This is a genomic window from Arthrobacter sp. Cr_A7 (assembly GCF_029222765.1).
Taxonomy (GTDB): Bacteria; Actinomycetota; Actinomycetes; order Actinomycetales; family Micrococcaceae; genus Arthrobacter.
The window spans coordinates 1-17281 of sequence record NZ_JARHXQ010000140.1 but is presented as its reverse complement, the minus strand read 5'-3'; the positions used below and the strand labels follow the sequence as shown (position 1 = coordinate 17281).

At 65.6% G+C, this 17281-nt stretch carries 16 protein-coding genes; 6 read left to right on the top strand and 10 right to left on the bottom strand.

Annotated elements, in window-relative coordinates; translation table 11 throughout:
* On the bottom strand, positions 1-1386 hold a 1386-nt coding region (locus P2Q66_RS08655; RefSeq protein ID WP_275727266.1), incomplete at its 3' end, for a 3-deoxy-7-phosphoheptulonate synthase class II.
* 97 nt (positions 1387-1483) lie between these two features.
* On the bottom strand, positions 1484-2290 hold the full coding sequence (locus tag P2Q66_RS08650) for a lysophospholipid acyltransferase family protein (RefSeq protein WP_275727265.1): 807 nt from the start codon (positions 2288-2290) through the stop codon (positions 1484-1486).
* Positions 2291-2401: 111 nt separating this feature from the next.
* Between P2Q66_RS08650 and P2Q66_RS08645 the strand changes: the two genes are divergently transcribed.
* From P2Q66_RS08645 to P2Q66_RS08635, 3 genes are read left to right on the top strand one after another with little or no spacing between them, the layout of a single operon-like run.
* Positions 2402-3190: an alpha/beta fold hydrolase gene (locus P2Q66_RS08645; protein ID WP_275727263.1), complete on the top strand. Its 789-nt coding sequence runs from the start codon at positions 2402-2404 to the stop codon at positions 3188-3190.
* On the top strand, positions 3187-4005 hold the full coding sequence (locus tag P2Q66_RS08640; RefSeq protein WP_115524667.1) for an alpha/beta fold hydrolase: 819 nt from the start codon (positions 3187-3189) through the stop codon (positions 4003-4005). The genes P2Q66_RS08645 and P2Q66_RS08640 overlap by 4 nt, the downstream gene beginning before the upstream one ends.
* A complete protein-coding gene (locus tag P2Q66_RS08635; protein WP_275727261.1) occupies positions 3992-4594 on the top strand; it encodes a hypothetical protein in 603 nt (200 codons plus the stop codon). Before P2Q66_RS08640 ends, P2Q66_RS08635 begins: the two co-directional genes overlap by 14 nt.
* A 61-nt stretch (positions 4595-4655) precedes the next feature.
* On the opposite strand, the gene P2Q66_RS08630 is transcribed toward P2Q66_RS08635, so the two are convergent.
* On the bottom strand, positions 4656-5630 hold the full coding sequence (locus tag P2Q66_RS08630) for an ROK family glucokinase (RefSeq protein ID WP_254865551.1): 975 nt from the start codon (positions 5628-5630) through the stop codon (positions 4656-4658).
* A gap of 297 nt (positions 5631-5927) precedes the next feature.
* On the opposite strand from P2Q66_RS08630, the gene P2Q66_RS08625 reads away from it, so the two are divergent.
* Positions 5928-7736 carry an AMP-dependent synthetase/ligase gene (locus P2Q66_RS08625; protein WP_115524670.1) on the top strand — a complete coding sequence of 603 codons (1809 nt, stop codon included), beginning with the start codon at positions 5928-5930 and terminating at the stop codon, positions 7734-7736.
* Between the two features lie 64 nt (positions 7737-7800).
* Here P2Q66_RS08625 and P2Q66_RS08620 read toward each other — a convergent pair whose 3' ends face one another.
* Positions 7801-11199 carry a pyruvate carboxylase gene (locus tag P2Q66_RS08620; RefSeq protein WP_275727258.1) on the bottom strand — a complete coding sequence of 1133 codons (3399 nt, stop codon included), beginning with the start codon at positions 11197-11199 and terminating at the stop codon, positions 7801-7803.
* A gap of 301 nt (positions 11200-11500) precedes the next feature.
* On the opposite strand from P2Q66_RS08620, the gene P2Q66_RS08615 reads away from it, so the two are divergent.
* Positions 11501-12319, top strand: coding sequence for a ParA family protein (locus P2Q66_RS08615; RefSeq protein ID WP_275727256.1), 819 nt, complete (start codon positions 11501-11503; stop codon positions 12317-12319).
* A 64-nt stretch (positions 12320-12383) separates the two neighbouring features.
* On the opposite strand, the gene P2Q66_RS08610 is transcribed toward P2Q66_RS08615, so the two are convergent.
* The 5 genes from P2Q66_RS08610 to gcvH form a co-directional block, all read right to left on the bottom strand.
* Positions 12384-12977: a MerR family transcriptional regulator gene (locus tag P2Q66_RS08610; RefSeq protein ID WP_275727254.1), complete on the bottom strand. Its 594-nt coding sequence runs from the start codon at positions 12975-12977 to the stop codon at positions 12384-12386.
* 232 nt (positions 12978-13209) lie between these two features.
* The gene (locus P2Q66_RS08605) at positions 13210-13713 is read right to left on the bottom strand and encodes a bifunctional nuclease family protein (protein WP_079597193.1); all 504 of its coding nucleotides are present in this window, start codon (positions 13711-13713) and stop codon (positions 13210-13212) included.
* Positions 13713-14429: a MerR family transcriptional regulator gene (locus P2Q66_RS08600; RefSeq protein ID WP_079597194.1), complete on the bottom strand. Its 717-nt coding sequence runs from the start codon at positions 14427-14429 to the stop codon at positions 13713-13715. Before P2Q66_RS08600 ends, P2Q66_RS08605 begins: the two co-directional genes overlap by 1 nt.
* A gap of 23 nt (positions 14430-14452) precedes the next feature.
* Complete coding sequence (locus P2Q66_RS08595; RefSeq protein WP_079597195.1) at positions 14453-14929, bottom strand: FHA domain-containing protein; 477 nt, start codon at positions 14927-14929, stop codon at positions 14453-14455.
* Between the two features lie 155 nt (positions 14930-15084).
* Positions 15085-15471 carry a glycine cleavage system protein GcvH gene (gene gcvH / locus P2Q66_RS08590; protein WP_079597196.1) on the bottom strand — a complete coding sequence of 129 codons (387 nt, stop codon included), beginning with the start codon at positions 15469-15471 and terminating at the stop codon, positions 15085-15087.
* Positions 15472-15636: 165 nt separating this feature from the next.
* Here gcvH and P2Q66_RS08585 point away from each other — a divergent pair, with 165 nt between their 5' ends.
* The gene (locus P2Q66_RS08585) at positions 15637-16506 is read left to right on the top strand and encodes a DNA-formamidopyrimidine glycosylase family protein (RefSeq protein WP_275727252.1); all 870 of its coding nucleotides are present in this window, start codon (positions 15637-15639) and stop codon (positions 16504-16506) included.
* Positions 16507-17002: 496 nt separating this feature from the next.
* On the opposite strand, the gene P2Q66_RS08580 is transcribed toward P2Q66_RS08585, so the two are convergent.
* On the bottom strand, positions 17003-17281 hold a 279-nt coding region (locus P2Q66_RS08580), incomplete at its 5' end, for a hypothetical protein (protein ID WP_275727250.1).

Here is a 17281-nt window from a genome sequence, read left to right as displayed (position 1 = left end):
CTTGGCGAGGGCGCCGGCCACCAGGAAGGCCATCTCCAGGGACTGCATGTGGTTCAGCCTCGGATCGCAGACTGATTCGTAGCGGTCAAGGAAGGCGTCCTGGTCGATCGGATCGGCGCCTCCAAGGCATTCGGCGACGTCGTCACCGGTCATTTCGACGTGCAGGCCGCCGGGGACCGTTCCCAGGGCGTGGTGCACCTCGAAGAAGCCACGCACCTCGTCGATGACGTCGTCGAAGTTCCGTGTCTTGTAGCCGTTGGGGGACGTGACGGTGTTGCCGTGCATGGGGTCTGTAACCCAGAGCACCTGGGCGCCGGAAGCGGTGACTTTCTCGACGACGGCGGGCAGCTTCTCGCGAATGTTGCCGGCACCCATGCGGGTGATGAAGGTCAGGCGGCCGGGTTCGCGCTCCGGGTCCAGCCGGTCGATCAGGCGCAGGGCATCATCACCGGTGGTGGACGGGCCGAGCTTGACCCCGATGGGGTTCCTGACGCGGGACAGGAAGTCCACGTGGGCGTGGTCAAGTTCCCTGGTCCGCTCCCCGATCCACAGGAAGTGGGCGGAGGTGTCGTACGGGAAGCCGGTGCGGGAGTCGATCCGGGTCAGCGCCCGCTCGTAATCCAGCAGCAGGGCTTCATGGCTGGCGAAGAATTCAACGCGCTTGAGGGCCTCGAAGTCTGCGCCACAGGAAGCCATGAACTTGATGGCGCGGTCGATGTCCCGGGCCAGCGACTCGTAGCGGGCGTGGGCGGGGTTCTCGGTGAAGCCCTTGTTCCACTGGTGCACAGAGCGCAGGTCGGCGAACCCGCCCTGGGTAAAGGCCCGGATCAGGTTCAGGGTGGAAGCGGAGGTGTGGTACGCGCGGAGCATGCGCGCGGCGTCGTGGCCGCGGGACTCCGGCGTGAAGTCGTACCCGTTGACGATGTCGCCGCGGTAGGCGGGAAGGGTGACGCCGTCCCGGGTTTCGTCATTGGACGACCGCGGCTTGGCGAACTGCCCGGCCATCCGGCCCATCTTGATGACGGGCATGGCGGCACCGTACGTGAGCACCACCGCCATCTGGAGGATGGTCTTCACCCGGGCGCTGATCTTGTCCGCCGTGGCGGCCTCGAAGGTTTCGGCGCAGTCGCCGCCCTGCAGGAGGAACGCCTTGCCCTGGGCTGCTGCCGCGAGCCGCTCACGCAGCACGTCCACCTCGCCGGCGAACACCAGCGGGGGAAGCGCGGAAAGTTCCTTCACCGAGGCGTCGAAGACTTCCCTGTCCTGCCAGCTGGGCTGCTGGGAGATGGGAAGGTCCCGCCAGTCGTCAAGTCCGGGATAGTTGGCTGCGCCGCTCTGGGCGGTGCTGGACAGCGAAAAGGCGGGTTTTGCAGATAGCTCAGTCACCCTCTAAGACTAACGGCAGCGCAGGTTTGCTGGACACCACACCGTCACGGTGACTGAAGCGGGCGTCACAACAGCCGCGCGGCGAACGCTGCTCCGGTTATCCGGCAGCGGCAGCGCCGCCGTCGTCCTTCCTGGCGCGTTCACCGGTAGCGCCGGAATCCGCGGCCCCCTCCGCTGGCTCCGGCGAAGCCAGGGGTTCGGCGGCTGCCACCGGTTCCACCGGTTTGCCGGCCAGCCGAAGCTTCACGACAGCCGCGTACTCGTCCACGTATTCCTGCCCGGAGAGCCGCATGAGTTCGAACATGATCTGGTCCGTGACTTTCCGTTGGACGTCACGGTCCTCGGCCTGGTCCCGGTAGCTGCTGAAGTCCAGCGGTTCACCAAAGATCATGCCGATCCGGCGGATGTTGGGCAGCCGTTTCCCGATGGGCTGGACCTTGTCGGTGCCGATCATGGCCACCGGGATGACCGGGACTCCGGCCTGCAGCGCCAGCCGGGCCACGCCAACCTTGCCCCGGTACAGCCTGGAATCCGGGCTGCGCGTGCCTTCGGGATAGATGCCCAGCAGCCCGCCGTGGTTCAGGACGTCCATTCCGGCGCTGAGGGAGGCGGCGGACGCTGCACCACCGGAGCGGTCCATGGGCAGCTGGTTGGTCAGGCGGAAGAACATGGCCGTCAGCCTGCCCTTGATCCCGGTGCCCGTGAAGTACTCGGACTTGGCCAGGAAGACCACGGGACGGCGGACCATCAGCGGCATAAAGATCGAGTCGGAAAACGACAGGTGGTTGGAAGCGATGATCGCTGCCCCCTGCGCCGGGATGTTGTCCAGCCCCTTGACCCAGGGACGGAAAAGAAGCTTCAGAACCGGCCCCAGGAAGATCCTTTTCATGACCCAATAGAACACGTGGTGAACCTCTCCGGAAGGCGGCCCTCAGGCTCCGCGCCGGGCCTGGTCAGCAGTCCAATGCAACCCTACTCTAGTGAGATTTGTCCGGAACAGTGACACGATGGAGTCATGACTGAAAGCAGCATCCCGCCCCGTCCTGCCGCTTTCAGCTATCCGGGCCATGGGGCGAACGCACGTATTGGCGTCGCCATCTGCCACGGCTTCACGGGCAGTCCACTCAGCGTGATGCCCTGGGCTGAGCACCTTGCGGGGCAGGGTTACGCCGTGACCGTCCCGCTGTTGCCCGGGCACGGAACCAACTGGCGCCAGCTCGCCCGCACGCGCTGGACCGAGTGGTACCGCAGCTACGAAACAGCTTTCCTGGAACTCCAGTCGCAGACCGACACGTGTTTCGTGGCGGGGCTGTCCATGGGCGGGGCGGTGGCCCTGTTGACCGCGTCCCGGCACAGCGTGGCAGGGGTCTCAGTGGTCAACCCCGGCCTGAGTTTCTATGACCGCCGGGTCCGGGTCATCGGGGTCCTCAAATACTTTCAACGGACCACCATCCCCCTCCAGGAAGAACAGACGACGGCGCCGGCCACCGAGGATGGTGACTACACCCGCACTCCGCTCTCGGCAGTGCATGAGCTCAAGAAGCTCTTCGGGGCGGCCATCCGTGGCCTGCCGGGCGTCACGGCACCGGTGCAGGTGTTCAAATCGCTGACTGACGCCGTGGTTCCGCCAACCTCCCTTGAGATGCTTCGACAACGGCTTCCTGCGGGGCTTGAAGAAGTGGTTGGCCTTGATAGCAGCGGCCATGTGGCTACGCTGGACGTTGACGCGCCGGAGATCTTTGCCAGGTCCAGCGCATTCATCCGCGCCCATTCCCGCCAGACCAGCACTTCGGAGACGCCATGACCTCCAGCCCGGACCACAGTCCCTTCAGCAGCATGTCCAGCGGTGAAGGGCCGCGGACGGGCGTGGTCCTTTCGCACGGTTTCACCGGAAGCCCGCATGGACTCCGTGCATGGGCCCATGCCTTTGCCGCGGCCGGTTTCGCGGTCCGGATGCCGCTGCTGCCCGGCCACGGGACCAGCTGGCAGGACCTCTCCCGGACACGGTGGCAGCAGTGGCACGGCGCCCTGGACGACGCCTACCTCGAACTCGAGGCTGAATGCGACCACGTCTTCGCCGCCGGGTTGAGCATGGGCGGTGCGCTGGCGTTGCGGATTGCGGCCACCAGGCCGGTCAGCGGCGTGGTGCTGGTTAACCCCGGGCTGGTCATCGACGATCCCCGCGCCCCGCTGGCCGGGATCCTGAAGCTGGTCATGAAGACCACCCCTGCCATCGCAAACGACATCCTCAAAGCGGGAATGGACGAAGGCGCGTACCTGCGCACGCCGGTGGCCGCCGCCCACGAGCTGAATAAAATGTTCAAGGACACTGTGCGGCTTCTCCCCCGGGTTACCGCTCCCGTCCAGGTGTACCGGTCCACGGTGGACCACGTTGTCTCCGATACGAGCATCGCTGCGCTGCGGCGCGGGTTGACGCATGCGCCCCTGGAACTGGTGAGGCTCAACAACAGCTACCACGTGGCCACGATGGACAACGACGCCGACCAGATTTTCCAGGGCTCGGTGGACTTCATCCGCCGCGTGCTTCCTGCCGCCGAACCCTCCGGGACAACAACGCCGGCAGCGGCAGGCCAGGAGGCCCGGCATGACCAGGCATGACTCCGGATCCCCCGATTCCCAGGACCAGGGCGCGAACCAGGACGATGCCGTCTGGCTGGACCTGGTGGCGCGCCTGGAAGCAGACTCCCCGTCCCCTGGCCCGCGCCATTCAGCACCGGATTCCCGCCCCGGAACAACGGACGCCGGCGCGCCGGCCGGACCGGGCAGCCCCGCCGACCGTCCGGGAAGGGCTTCGTTCCGGGACTTCGATCCCCTGGGCCTGGCCGGGGCAGCGCCGGCCGAACTGTCCGCAGCGGAACGTGAGGCGTCCCGCGCCGGGACAGGCGAGGACGGCGCCGATGCACCCGAAGCTCCGGCGGGTCCGCGGGATTATGGAGTGGACGACGACGAGGGCGCCTTCGTCCCCGAGGAACCTCCCAGCCTGTCAGGCACGGATCCGCTGACCATGCTCGCCTGGCTGGCTGCCGTGGGCGGGCCGGTGGCACTGCTGCTCTCGGCTATGTTTTGGCGTTCCGCGCCGCTGCTGGCCGTCGTGGGAATCGTGGCTGCGTTTGTGCTGGGAACGGTGTACCTGATCATGAAGCTTCCCCAGGAAAAAGACGAGGACGACGACGGCGCCAGGGTTTAGCGTCGCCAAACGGGCCGGGCATGCTCCTCTGCCCGGCGCCGCCGGCAAGCGGACTGTTGCGTCAGCTGCGGACCCTGCTGCTGACCCGTGACAGGTCGGCGGCACCAATCAGTCCGGCGTTCGGTCCGAGGGCGGCAAGCTGGATTCCCGCGGCCGGGCGGAAGCCGCGTCCGGTCAGGTTCCGGGCGAACGCCTTTTGCGCCGGTTCCACCAGCAGGTCTCCGGCCGAGCACAATCCGCCGCCAATAACGAACAGCCCAGGGTCGAGCGCTGCGGCCAGGTTGGCGAGTCCGAGGCCAAGCCATTCCCCCACTTCCTCAATAAGCTCCCGCGAGGCGGCGTCACCAGCCAACGCCAGTTCGGTCACGATGGCACCGGTGATGGTCTCGGCGCGCCCGCCCACTGCTCCCAGCAGGTCCTGGGCCATCGGGGAGTTGCTGCGGGCCAGGATCCTCGCTTCGCGGCCCAGTGCGTTGCCCGATGCGTACTGCTCCCAGCACCCGCGGTTGCCGCACTCGCAGCGGTGCCCGCCGGGCATGATGACCTGGTGTCCGAACTCGCCGGCTACCCCAAACCGCCCGCGCTCCACCCTGCCGTCCATGACCATCGCGCCGCCGATTCCCGTTCCCAGAGTGATGCAGACCAGCCGGTCTTCGCCCTGCCCGGCCCCGAAACGCCATTCGGCCCAGGCGGCTGCGTCGGCGTCGTTGGCCAGCAGCACGGGGCGCCGCAGGAGGTGTTGCAGGTTTGCCCTCAGGGGCTCATTGCGCCAGGCCAGGTGCGGGCTGAAAAGCACCGTGCCGCCGTCGAGGTCCATCCAGCCGGCGGCGCCAATGCCCACCGAGCGGATCCGGTGCCCGCTGCCCAGCTCCTCAACCAGGTCCACAATGACGCGCTCCACTGCCCGCGGGTCGGTGCCCGGCGTGGAGCGGCGTGCCTCGCTCAGGATCGTGCCGTCGGCGTCCACCACTCCCGCCGCCACCTTGGTGCCGCCGATATCGATTCCGATCGCAAGGCCCTTCCGGCCAAGGCGCATCTGTTCACGAAAGCCGTCACCCTGCCTCCTTACGGCCCGGTAGGAGGCAGACCGCCGCCTCCACGCTGCGGGCCTGCTGAGGGGACCGGCCTGCTCGCCGGAGGATTGTGCATACATAGTTCCCAATTCTAGGTTTTCCGCCGCCCCGGCGCCCGGACCCCCGCCGCGGTTGCGGCCGGAGGGCGATTGACGGCAAAGTTACCCACCAGTAACTTTAGATACTGCACGGTCCCGCGGCGGCGTACTAGTCTTTAGGCATACCCCCTGAGCGGGACTTCGGATATCAAAGGAGCTATAGTGCGCGAATTCAGTGTTCCGCCTCTTGTTGTCGTTCCACCGGAAACCAATATCACCGACCTGGTGCTGCGGCAGGCGGACAAGGCCAGCAACCCGGCTCTGTTCTCGCGGCTGGACGCAAACGGCGCTTGGCAGGACATCTCCGCCACCGAATTCCTTGCCGATGTCAAAGCCCTGGCAAAAGGCCTCATCGCCAGCGGCGTCGGTGCCGGCGACCGCGTGGGCATCATGTCCCGTACGCGCTACGAATGGGCGTTGGTGGACTTCGCCATCTGGTTCGCCGGCGGCGTCTCCGTCCCCATCTACGAAACCTCTTCTCCCTCGCAGGTGGCCTGGAATCTTGGCGACTCAGGCGCCGTTGCCGCCTTCGGCGAGGCAGCCCACCACGAAAATGTCATCCGGCAGGCCGTGACGGCCGAAGGCCTCACCGCACTCCAGCATGTCTGGCAGTTGGAGGGCGGCGGACTTGACGCCCTCCGGGAAGCCGGGAGCGGCGTCAGTGATGACGATCTGGAAACCCGCCGCACCTCGGCGAAGCTGGCAGATATCGCCACCATCATCTACACGTCCGGAACCACGGGCCGGCCCAAGGGCTGCGAACTGACCCACGGCAACTTCGTGGAGCTTTCGGACAATGCACTCGCGATCATCGGCGAAATCGTCCATGAGAACGCCAAGACCATCATGTTCCTGCCCCTGGCACACGTCTTCGCCCGGTTCATCTCCGTCCTGGCCATGGCAGCCGGAACCACGGTCGCCCACACGCCTGATATCAAGAACCTGCTATCCGACCTGCAGAGCTACGAGCCCACCTTCATCCTTGCCGTGCCGCGGGTGTTCGAGAAGGTGTACAACTCGGCCCTGACCAAGGCCGAGGACGGCGGCAAGGGCGCCATCTTCCACAAGGCGGCCGATACCGCCATCGCCTTCTCCAAGGCGCGGCAGGCCGGCCACGTGGGGCTGGGACTGAAGCTGCGCCATGCCCTGTTCGACAAGCTGGTCTACGGCAAGCTGCGGGCCGCGATGGGCGGCCACGTTGCCCATGCGGTCTCCGGCGGCGGTCCCCTTGGTGAACGGCTGGGCCACTTTTTCCAGGGCATCGGGCTCCAGGTGCTGGAGGGCTACGGCCTGACCGAAACCACCGCTCCCATCTCGGTCAACACCCCGTCCCGGATCAAGATTGGTTCGGTTGGCAAGCCCCTGCCCGGCAATGCCGTCAGGATTGCCGAAGACGGCGAGATCCTGGCCAAGGGCGCGTGCGTCATGCGCGGCTACTACAAGCGTGAGGACCTGACGGCGGAGACATTCTCCGACGGCTGGTTCCGCACCGGGGATATTGGCCGGCTGGATGACGACGGCTTCCTATGGATCACCGGCCGCAAGAAGGAGATCATCGTCACCGCCGGCGGCAAGAACGTGATCCCGGCGCTGCTGGAGGACCAGATCCGTGCCGATGCGCTCGTATCGCAGGTCCTGGTGGTTGGCGACAACCGGCCGTTCATCGGCGCCCTGGTCACGCTGGACCAGGAGGCCCTGCCGGGCTGGCTCCAGCGGCACAACCTGCCGGCCGACACCTCCCTGGCCGACGCTGCGGCAAACCCTGTGGTCAAGGCAGCAGTGCAGGACCTGATCACTGCCGCCAACAACTCCGTCTCCCAGGCCGAGGCCATCAAGTCGTTCCGGATCGTGGCGGCCGACTTCACCGAAGCATCCGGGCACCTGACCCCCTCCATGAAGGTGAAGCGCGCACAGGTGATGAAGGACTTCGAGACCGTCATCGAGGAGATGTACGGGGCACCCCGCTCCTGATCCGCAAACGATGAAAGGGTCCTCCTGGCGGAGGACCCTTTCATTATTTTTGACTGGCTTTTGGCTATTGCTCCACGACCAGCAGCAGGTCTCCGCCCTGCACCTGCTCCACCGCGGAGATGGCGAGGCGGGAAACCTTGCCGCCCACCGGCGTCGTGATGGATGCCTCCATCTTCATCGCCTCGATGGTGGCCACCGTGTCGCCGGCGTTGACGGTGTCACCGGTCTTGACAGTGACGGTGACGGCGCCGGCGAACGGTGCAGCCACGTGGCCCGGCTGCGCCGGATCTGCCTTCTCTGCGGCCTTGACGTTGCTCACCACGGAACGGTCGCGCACCACCACGGGCCGGGACTGGCCGTTGAGGGTACACATCACGGTCCGCATGCCCTTTTCGTCCGGCTCGGAGACCGCCTCCAGGGAAGCGATCAGCCGCACGCCGCGCTCCAGCGTGATCTCGTGCTCCTGGCCCCGCTGGAGCCCGTACAGGTAGTCACGGGTATCCAGAACCGAGATGTTGCCGTAGGTTTCGACACTCTTGAGGTAGTCCTTGGTGGGGCCCTCGAACAGCAGCCGGTTCAGCGTGTGCTGGCGGGTCTTGGAGTCGGACTTCAGCGCAGCGCTGTCTTCGGCGCTGAGCTCGACGTCGCGGACCTTCACGCTCCTGCCCTGCAGGGCCTTGGTGCGGAAGGGTTCCGGCCAGCCTCCGGGAGGGTCGCCCAGCTCGCCGGACAGGAACCCGATCACGGAATCGGGGATGTCGTAGTTCTGCGGGTTCTCGTTGAAGTCCGCCGGGTCCGCATTCAGGCCCACCAGGTGCAGGGCAAGGTCGCCCACCACCTTGGAGGACGGTGTCACCTTCACCAGGCGCCCAAGGATCCGGTCAGCAGCCGTGTACATGTCCTCGATGGCCTCGAAGCGCTCCCCCAGCCCCAGCGCCATGGCCTGCTGGCGCAGGTTGGACAGCTGGCCGCCCGGGATCTCGTGCTGGTAGACCCGGCCGGTGGGGCCCGGAAGGCCCGACTCGAACGGCGCGTAGACGCGGCGGACAGCCTCCCAGTACGGTTCCAACGAGCTGACCGCAGCCAGGCTGAGGCCGGTGTCCCGTGGCGTGTGTTCCAGCGCTGCGACCAACGCCGACGCCGAGACCTGGCTGGTGGTTCCGGCCAGGGAAGCGGAGGCAACATCCACGGCATCCACACCGGCGTCCACGGCAGCCAGCAAGGTGGCCAGTTGGCCGCCCGCGGTGTCGTGGGTGTGCAGGTGGACCGGCAGGTCGAAGCGGTCCCGAAGTGCGGCAACGAGCTTGGCTGCGGCAGCGGGCCGCAGCAGGCCTGCCATGTCCTTGATGGCAAGGATGTGCGCGCCGGCGTCGACGATCTTCTGCGCGAGCTCGAGGTAGTAGTCCAGCGTGTAGAGCGTCTCGTTGGGGTCCAGCATGTCGCCCGTGTAGCAGAGCGCCACTTCGGCGACGGCGGTGCCCGTTGCCCGGACAGCCCGGATGGCCGGCGCCATCTGGCTGACATCGTTGAGCGCGTCGAAGATGCGGAAGATATCGATGCCGGTTGCGGCGGCCTCATTGACGAAGGCCTCGGTGACCTCTTCCGGGTACGGCGTGTAGCCCACGGTGTTGCGGCCGCGGAGCAGCATCTGCAGGCACACGTTCGGAAGTGCGGTGCGCAGCGCCGCCAAGCGGTCCCACGGGTCTTCGCCCAGGAAGCGCAGCGCGACGTCGTAGGTGGCGCCGCCCCATGCCTCGACGGACAAGAGTTCCGGCAGGAGCGCGGTGACAGCAGGGCCTGCGGCCACAAGGTCGCGGGTACGGACACGGGTGGCCAGGAGCGACTGGTGCGCGTCCCGGAAAGTAGTGTCGGTAACCGCGACGGCGTTCTGCTCACGAAGAGCCTTGGCGAAGCCTTCGGGCCCCAGCTCCAGGAGCCGCTGCCGGGAGCCGGGCGCGGCCTGCTTGCCCTTGACGGACGGAAGCTTGTCGGCCGGGTTGGAGTGGACCGTCAGTTCGCCGTTGGGCTTGTTGACGGTGACCTCGGCCAGCCAGGTGAGGAGCTTGGTACCGCGGTCCGCGGAAACCCTCGCCTTCAGCAGCTGCGGGCGTTCGTCGATGAAGTTGGTGGCGACGTCGCCTGCGATGAAATCGGCATCGTCAAGCACCGCCTGCAGGAAGGAGATGTTGGTGGAGACACCGCGGATACGGAACTCTGCAAGGGCGCGGCGTGCCCGTGCCACGGCGGCCGGGTAGTCCCGGCCGCGGCAGGTCAGCTTGACCAGCATCGAGTCGAAGTGGGGGCTGATCTCGGCACCCGAGTAAACCGTGCCGCCATCGAGCCGTACGCCCGCACCGCCGGCGGACCGGTACCCGGTGATCTTTCCAACGTCGGGGCGGAAGCCGTTCGCGGGGTCCTCGGTGGTGATGCGGCTCTGCAGCGCGGCGCCGCGCAGCTTGACGGTGTCCTGGGAGAGCCCAAGGTCCGCCAGCGTTTCACCGGCGGCGATCCTCATCTGTGCCTGCACCAGGTCAACGTCCGTAACCTCTTCGGTGACGGTGTGCTCCACCTGGATGCGCGGGTTCATTTCAATGAACACGTGCTGGCCTGCCCGCTCACCCACGGTATCCACGAGGAACTCGACGGTGCCCGCGTTAACGTAGTTCAGCGCCTGGGCGAACTTAACGGCGTCCCGGTAGAGGGCCTGCCGGATGTTCTCGTCCAGGTTCGGGGCGGGGGCGATCTCGATGACCTTCTGGTGCCGCCGCTGGATGGAGCAGTCCCGCTCGAACAGGTGCATGACGTTGCCCTCGGCGTCGGCCAGGATCTGCACCTCGATGTGGCGGGGGCGCAGGACAGCCTGCTCCAGGAACATGGTGGGATCGCCAAACGCAGCATCCGCTTCACGCATGGCGGACTTCAGTGCCTCGGGGAGCGCTTCGCGGGTATCAACCCGGCGCATGCCGCGGCCACCGCCGCCGGCCACTGCCTTGGCGAAAATGGGGAAACCGATCTCGTCCGCCGCTGCCAGCAGCTCGTCGAGGTCCTTCGACGGCGCACTGGACTTCAGGACGGGAACACCCGCGTCACGGGCAGCTTTAAGGGCCGCCACCTTGTTGCCGGCAAGCTCCAGCACCTCAGCAGGAGGGCCGACGAAGGTGATGCCGGCTTCCTTGGCCGCACGTGCCAGATCGGGGTTTTCCGAAAGGAAACCGTAGCCGGGGTAGATGGCGTCCGCGCCGGACTCCTTGGCCACGCGGATCACCTCGGCAACGTCCAGGTATGCCCGGACGGGATGCCCTTCCTCGCCAATCAGGTAGGCCTCGTCCGCCTTCTGGCGGTGGATCGAGTTCCTGTCCTCATTTGGAAAAACGGCAACGGTCTTGGCGCCCAGCTCGTAGCCGGCGCGGAAGGCCCTGATCGCGATTTCGCCGCGGTTGGCCACCAGAACTTTGGAAAACATACTTCTCCTGCATCATTGCGGGTGGATCGGTGAGTGGTCACAGTGTCTAGGACCTCCAAGGACAAACACAAATCTTTGTGGCCACCATCACAGATTTCCCCGTCATGTCCCGATCGCTTTCCCCACGCCCGGCGGAAAGCGCCCCGGCAGCACAGCCGATGCCATGCCGACTCCCCGTAAAGCAGGATTCGCCGACGCATCCACATATGATGAGTAGGGCGGCAGGACCGTCCGGCTTCGGCTCTGCCGGAGCAAACATTACTCCCAACACGGCATCCGGCGTTAGGTTTTGGTCTCTCAAGTGCAAGTAGTCAGCATCAGCAGCCTTAAGGGTGGAGTCGGCAAGACTTCCGTCACCACAGGATTGGCGTCTGCGGCGCTGGCCGCGGGCGTCCGCACACTGGTGGTGGACCTCGACCCCCATGCGGACGCAACCACCGCCCTGGGCGTCCAGCCGGGCGACCAGCTGGATATCGGCAGGATGCTGAAAAGCCCCCGGCGCGCCAAGCTGGCCGACAACGTGGTAGGCAGCAGCTGGACAGCGCGGGCCCACACCAACGGTTCCGGACCCGCCGTCCTGGACGTCGCCGTCGGCTCCGCCTACACGGGAATCTACGACCGCCCCGACCTCGGCCGCCGTGACCTGCGGCGCCTCTCCACCGTCCTGGCGGGTGCGGACAACTACGACCTCGTCCTGATCGACTGCCCGCCGTCACTCAACGGGCTGACCCGCATGGCGTGGTCCGCCAGCGACAAAGTGGCGCTCGTGGCCGAGCCGGGGCTCTTCTCCGTGGCCGGAACGGAACGCACCATGCGCGCCATACAGCTGTTCCGCCAGGAGTTCGCCCCCAACCTCTCCCCTGCCGGCATCGTGGCCAACCGGGTCCGGACGGGTTCCTCCGAGCACACGTACCGGCTCGCCGAGATGGAGTCCATGTTTGGCGAACTCCTCCTGAGCCCCCGCATCCCGGAGCAGGCGAACTGGCAGCAGATCCAAGGCGCTGCCCATCCGGTGCACCATTGGCCGGGTGACTCCGCCAAGTCTGCGGCGGCACTCTTTGACGAGCTGCTGGCGAATATGATGGCCGTGGGCAGCGGGCTGCGCAGCCGCACGCGGTAGGAAGTCCAGACTTAACGGCAGAAGCCGCCCTCCGGAGGGAGAGCGGCTTCTGCCGTATATACGGTCAGCTGATCTTTTGTGCTGCCCGCCGCTTGCTCAATTCGTCGTCCGGAAAGGACTGCTCCGCGGCGTGTTCGCTGGGCAGTGAGGCGAGGCTGCCTTCAACTTCGCGCCACACCCGGCCCACGGCGATGCCGAAGACTCCTTGTCCGCCCTGGACGAGGTCGATGACCTCATCGGCCGAGGTGCACTCGTAGACACTTGCGCCGTCGCTCATCAGGGTGATCTGCGCGAGGTCCTCCACACCGCGTTCGCGCAGGTGCTCAACGGCCGTGCGGATCTGCTGAAGGGAAACGCCGGTGTCCAGGAGGCGCTTGACCACCTTGAGGACAAGGATGTCGCGGAAGCCGTACAGCCGCTGCGATCCGGAACCGGCGGCGCCGCGCACAGCGGGTTCCACGAGTCCGGTACGTGCCCAGTAGTCCAGCTGCCGGTAGGTGATGCCTGCAGCCTTGCACGCAGTGGGTCCGCGGTAGCCGGCGTCCTCATCCAGTACCGGGAGGTCCTCGGTAAACAGGAGGCCCTGGGCACCACTCGCGGGCACAGCAACACCAGCCGTGGGCTGTGCAAGCCCGCCTGCTTCGCCTTTGGGACTCACCTGGATCCTCCTTGTCGTACGCTCCCGGGGAACACCTGCAGCAGCCTTGGCATGAAGACCATGCATGTAATTTTCGCGGGGCGCACTTTCCAGTGTGACTTGCGCGGCTGCCGTAAGCAATGGGAACTTGATACTTCGACGTTAGGCCCGGCAGGTCCCAAGGTCAAAGACCCCGGGGCCTTTGGCAGGGCGTGTCGAAACTTTCATCCTCAACTTTAACCTTAACGTGACCTCAGCCGTCGAAGTCCTCAGGCTCCACGTCATCCAGGAACTCGCGGAAGCGGCGCAGCTCGCGCTCCTCGTCCACCGTGGGGCCGGGCTCGGTGTCCTCACCCTCGTCGTGCTCGGTGATCCGCACCCCGGCCTCTTCCATCACTGAATCGGCGCACCAGATCCGGCACTTCGCGCGGAGGGCTATCGCCAGCGCATCGGAAGCCCTGGAGCTCACGGTGGTGCCGTTTTCAAACTGCAGCTGCCCATAAAAGATGTTGTCTTCGACAGCCACGATGTTGACGCTGACCACGGAGTGGCCCAGGGATTCCACCACATCCACCAGGAGGTCATGGGTCATGGGGCGGGGCGGGACAACGCCCTGCTGCGCCAGCGCAATGGCGCTGGCTTCCGGAGTGCCGATCCAAATGGGGACATGGCGTTCCCCGTGCATCTCCCGCAGCAGGACCAGCGGCTGGTTGGAAGGCAGTTCGATCCGAACGCCTACAATCTCGACTTCAATCATCAGATGTCCATGCGTGAGATGTGGTCCTGCACCAGAGCCCGGTGCAGGGTGAGGCAGAGGTCGCTGATTTCACGGGCGGCCTCGGCGGCCCGTGCCTGGGAGGCAGAGTCCTTGCGGGAGGCAAGCGGCGCCACCGCGCGTTCCACCAGGCCGAATTCCCGTTCCGCCGCGGCCTGGAAAGGCCGCAGGTGGCGGGGTTCCAGCCCATGGCCCTCAAGCTGTACACAGGCGCGCGCCACCTGGAGGGCATGTTCGTCGAACTGGCCGTTGCTGTGGCTGATCAGTCCGAAGTCCAGGAGCGCCTGCAGCAGGGGCACACTGGCGCCGGACTCCGTGCGCAGCTGCTCCTCCGTGAGCCTGCGCCCGCGGTTCTGCAGCTCGGCCGCCAGTTCGTCGGAGACGATGCGCGGGGACACCACGACGCCGGGCGGAAGGTTCTCCGGCCGCTCTCCCCTGTCGATGGCGTCAAGGTAGTCCTTGATGACTTTCAGGGGGAGGTACTGGTCCCGCTGCAGGGCCAGCACGAAGCGCAGCCGTTCCACGTCGCCGTCGGAATACTGCCGGTAACCCGCAGGCGTACGCCGCGGGTTAATCAGCCCCTTTTCTTCGAGGAAGCGGATCTTGGACGCAGTCATGCCCGGGAAGTCGCCGCTGAGCTGCGCGAGGACTTCGCCGATGTTGAGGACCTGCGGTCCCCGGCGTTCCGGTTGTGCCATTGCCACAGGCAGCGGTCCCCGGTTCAGCCGCGGCCTGCAGCACTGGCAGGGCTCAGGTAGAAGGTGAGGCGGAACTTGCCGATCTGGACTTCGCTGCCGTTCTTGAGCTCAACACTGTCAACGCGGTCATGGTTGACGTAGGTGCCGTTCAGGCTGTTCTTGTCCACCACTTCAAAGCTCCGGGCAGTCCGGCGGAACTCCACATGCCGGCGGGATACCGTGACGTCATCGAGGAAGATATCGGCGTCCGGGTGGCGGCCGGCCGTGGTGACGTCGGAGTCGAGCAGGAAGCGGGCGCCGGCGTTCGGCCCGCTGTGCGCAACGAGAAGGGCAGATCCGGCCGGCAGCGCCTCAACAGAGCTGCGCTCATCGGAGGAAAGCTTGGGGGCGATGGTGGGTTCATCGGTGACCGGAGTGAGATGGATGGAGGTGGTCTCCGACGCCTTAGCCGCACCCGAGCCGTATTCCCCATCGGCAGGGTTCTGTCTGTGGCCAGCCATGGATTCCTCCTCTTCCCGCTGCAGCCCCTGGGCCTGCAGCCAACGTTTACCCTCCGGCCCGCTCAGCAGGTCCGGCGCCGGCTCCCCATCCGGCCGCTGACGTGCGAAGACGTCCTGCCTGCGACGCGGGGCCGGACCGGATGTACCGGTTAGCTTTAGCCTACCTGTTGTTCGTACTCGGATGCACTGAGCAACGAGTCAACGGCGTCAGCTTCGGCGAGTTTGACCTCAATCAACCAGCCGTCGCCGTACGGATCAGTGTTGATCAGGGCCGAATCAGTGTCCAGGGACTCGTTGCGGGCCACTACTTCGCCCGAAACCGGGGCGTAGATATCGCTGACGCTCTTGGTGGACTCCACTTCACCCACCACTTCGTTTGCCGTAATCTTGGTGCCGATTTCCGGCATCTGGGCGTAAACAACATCTCCAAGCGCGTCCTGGGCGAAGTCGGTAATGCCCACGCGGACCACGCCGTCGGCATTGGGGGCAGTTACCCACTCATGTTCAGCAGTGTAGGACAGGTCTTCGGGAATGTTGCTCATCGGGGGCCTTTCATCGGGTCAAACACCTGGGTCACTGGGGCCCGGGAACAGGCCGCCGCTGAAAGTATAGGCACATCTGCCGGGGCGTTCAGCGGGGATTCTGACAAGATGGGTCGCATGAGCGCGCGCATTGATGCCGGATGCCCGGGGCCAGGCAGGTAAGCCATGCCGGAACTTCCCGAAGTGGCCGGTCTGGCCAGGTTTTTGAACGAACAGCTGCAGGGCTCTGTCCTTGCCAAACTGCAGATTGCATCCTTCGCCGTGCTCAAGACCGCTGATCCGCCCTTCACGGCGCTGGAGGGCCGCACGGTGACCGGCGTGCAGCGGTTTGGAAAGTTCATCAGCATTGACACCGGTGGCATCTCGTTTGTGTTCCATCTGGCCAAGGCAGGGTGGATCCGCTTCACGGACTCCCCCACGGCCGGACAGTTGAAGATGGGCAACGGCCACATCGCGGCCCGGCTCGTTTTCGCGGGGGCGGAAGGTGACCGGGGTTTTGACCTTACGGAAGCCGGGACAAAAAAGAGCCTGGCCATTTATGTGGTGCGGGACCCACAGGAAGTTCCGGGCATCGCCACGCTGGGGCCGGACCCCTTCGCTGAAGCGTTCGACGTCGGCATGCTGGCGGAGATCCTCGGCGGCAGTTCGCAGCAGATCAAGGGGCTCCTGCGGAGCCAGAGCGTGATCGCCGGAATCGGCAACGCGTACAGCGACGAGATCCTGCATGCGGCCCGGATTTCGCCCTTCGCCCCGGCCAAGTCCCTGGACCGGGAGACGGTGCAGGTCCTCTACGACGCCATCCATGGCATCCTCGGCACTGCGCTGGCCGAAGCCAGCGGCAAGCCGCCCAAGGACCTCAAGGACGTGAAGCGCAGCCACATGCGCGTCCATGCCAGGACAGGCCAGCCCTGCCCGGTATGCGGGGACACGGTCCGGGAGGTCTCCTTTGCCGACACGGCCCTGCAGTACTGCCCCACGTGCCAGACCAAGGGCAAGATCCTCGCGGACCGGCGGACCTCGAAGTTCCTGAAATAGAAACAGCGCACCCCCCCTTTTTTTGCCGGAGCCTCCCCTATTACAGTCACAGGTCTTCACACCCGGGGTACGCCTCACTATCGTGGAAAACACGACGCCCCAGCACATCAGACGGGCGGACGGAACTGATTACGTGAGGGTCCAGAAACCGGCGCTCATTCCTCACACAGAGTGCCTATCTGGGCCTTTTGCATGTGTTCAGTCATCACCACAGCGCACCTTTGGATGTAGGCCGGGGGAATTTCTAGGTTTACGTCCTGACTGCGCTGGCATCCTCAAGCACGGTGCTTCACGCGCACTTTACGGGCTTGAGCCTCCGCCGCAGACAAGCGGGTCACCACTGTAACGGACAACGTCCCAAGACGGACGTTTCCCCTGCATGCCCTCCTGTTCCTGCGGGTCATCGATCATTCGATCACAGTAGGAAAGTGCAATGAACAAAGTATCCCGCCTTCTCGGCTCCGCCACCCTGGCCACAGGCCTGATTTTCGGAGGATCAGCCGGTGTCGCTTATGCCGGCGACAATAACGGAGACCGCCACGGGTCGTCTCACAGCAGGGACCACAACGACCGCGACCGCGACCGCGACCGGAAGTGTCACCAGCACGATGGCCGCCATCACAACCATTACTCGCATCACCGTGATGGACGCTCCGACAACAACTGCAACCACCGGCATGAGCGCGTGTACTACAAGGATCATCGCGGAGACTGGAAGTACGTTGTGATCGTGGTATTCGTCAACAGCTGATTGCCAAGCGTTGGGGGTGTATCG

Excerpts from the sequence above, each read along its gene's own strand:
- P2Q66_RS08600 (WP_079597194.1), bottom strand. The coding sequence starts at position 14,429 with ATGGCACAACCGGAACGCCGGGGACCGCAGGTCCTCAACATCGGCGAA.
- gcvH (WP_079597196.1), bottom strand. The coding sequence starts at position 15,471 with ATGAGCAACATTCCCGAAGACCTGTCCTACACTGCTGAACATGAGTGG.
- P2Q66_RS08585 (WP_275727252.1), top strand. The coding sequence starts at position 15,637 with ATGCCGGAACTTCCCGAAGTGGCCGGTCTGGCCAGGTTTTTGAACGAA.
- P2Q66_RS08605 (WP_079597193.1), bottom strand. The coding sequence starts at position 13,713 with ATGATTGAAGTCGAGATTGTAGGCGTTCGGATCGAACTGCCTTCCAAC.
- P2Q66_RS08645 (WP_275727263.1), top strand. The coding sequence starts at position 2,402 with ATGACTGAAAGCAGCATCCCGCCCCGTCCTGCCGCTTTCAGCTATCCG.
- P2Q66_RS08595 (WP_079597195.1), bottom strand. The coding sequence starts at position 14,929 with ATGGCTGGCCACAGACAGAACCCTGCCGATGGGGAATACGGCTCGGGT.
- P2Q66_RS08635 (WP_275727261.1), top strand. The coding sequence starts at position 3,992 with ATGACCAGGCATGACTCCGGATCCCCCGATTCCCAGGACCAGGGCGCG.
- P2Q66_RS08630 (WP_254865551.1), bottom strand. The coding sequence starts at position 5,630 with ATGCGCCTTGGCCGGAAGGGCCTTGCGATCGGAATCGATATCGGCGGC.
- P2Q66_RS08640 (WP_115524667.1), top strand. The coding sequence starts at position 3,187 with ATGACCTCCAGCCCGGACCACAGTCCCTTCAGCAGCATGTCCAGCGGT.
- P2Q66_RS08620 (WP_275727258.1), bottom strand. The coding sequence starts at position 11,199 with ATGTTTTCCAAAGTTCTGGTGGCCAACCGCGGCGAAATCGCGATCAGG.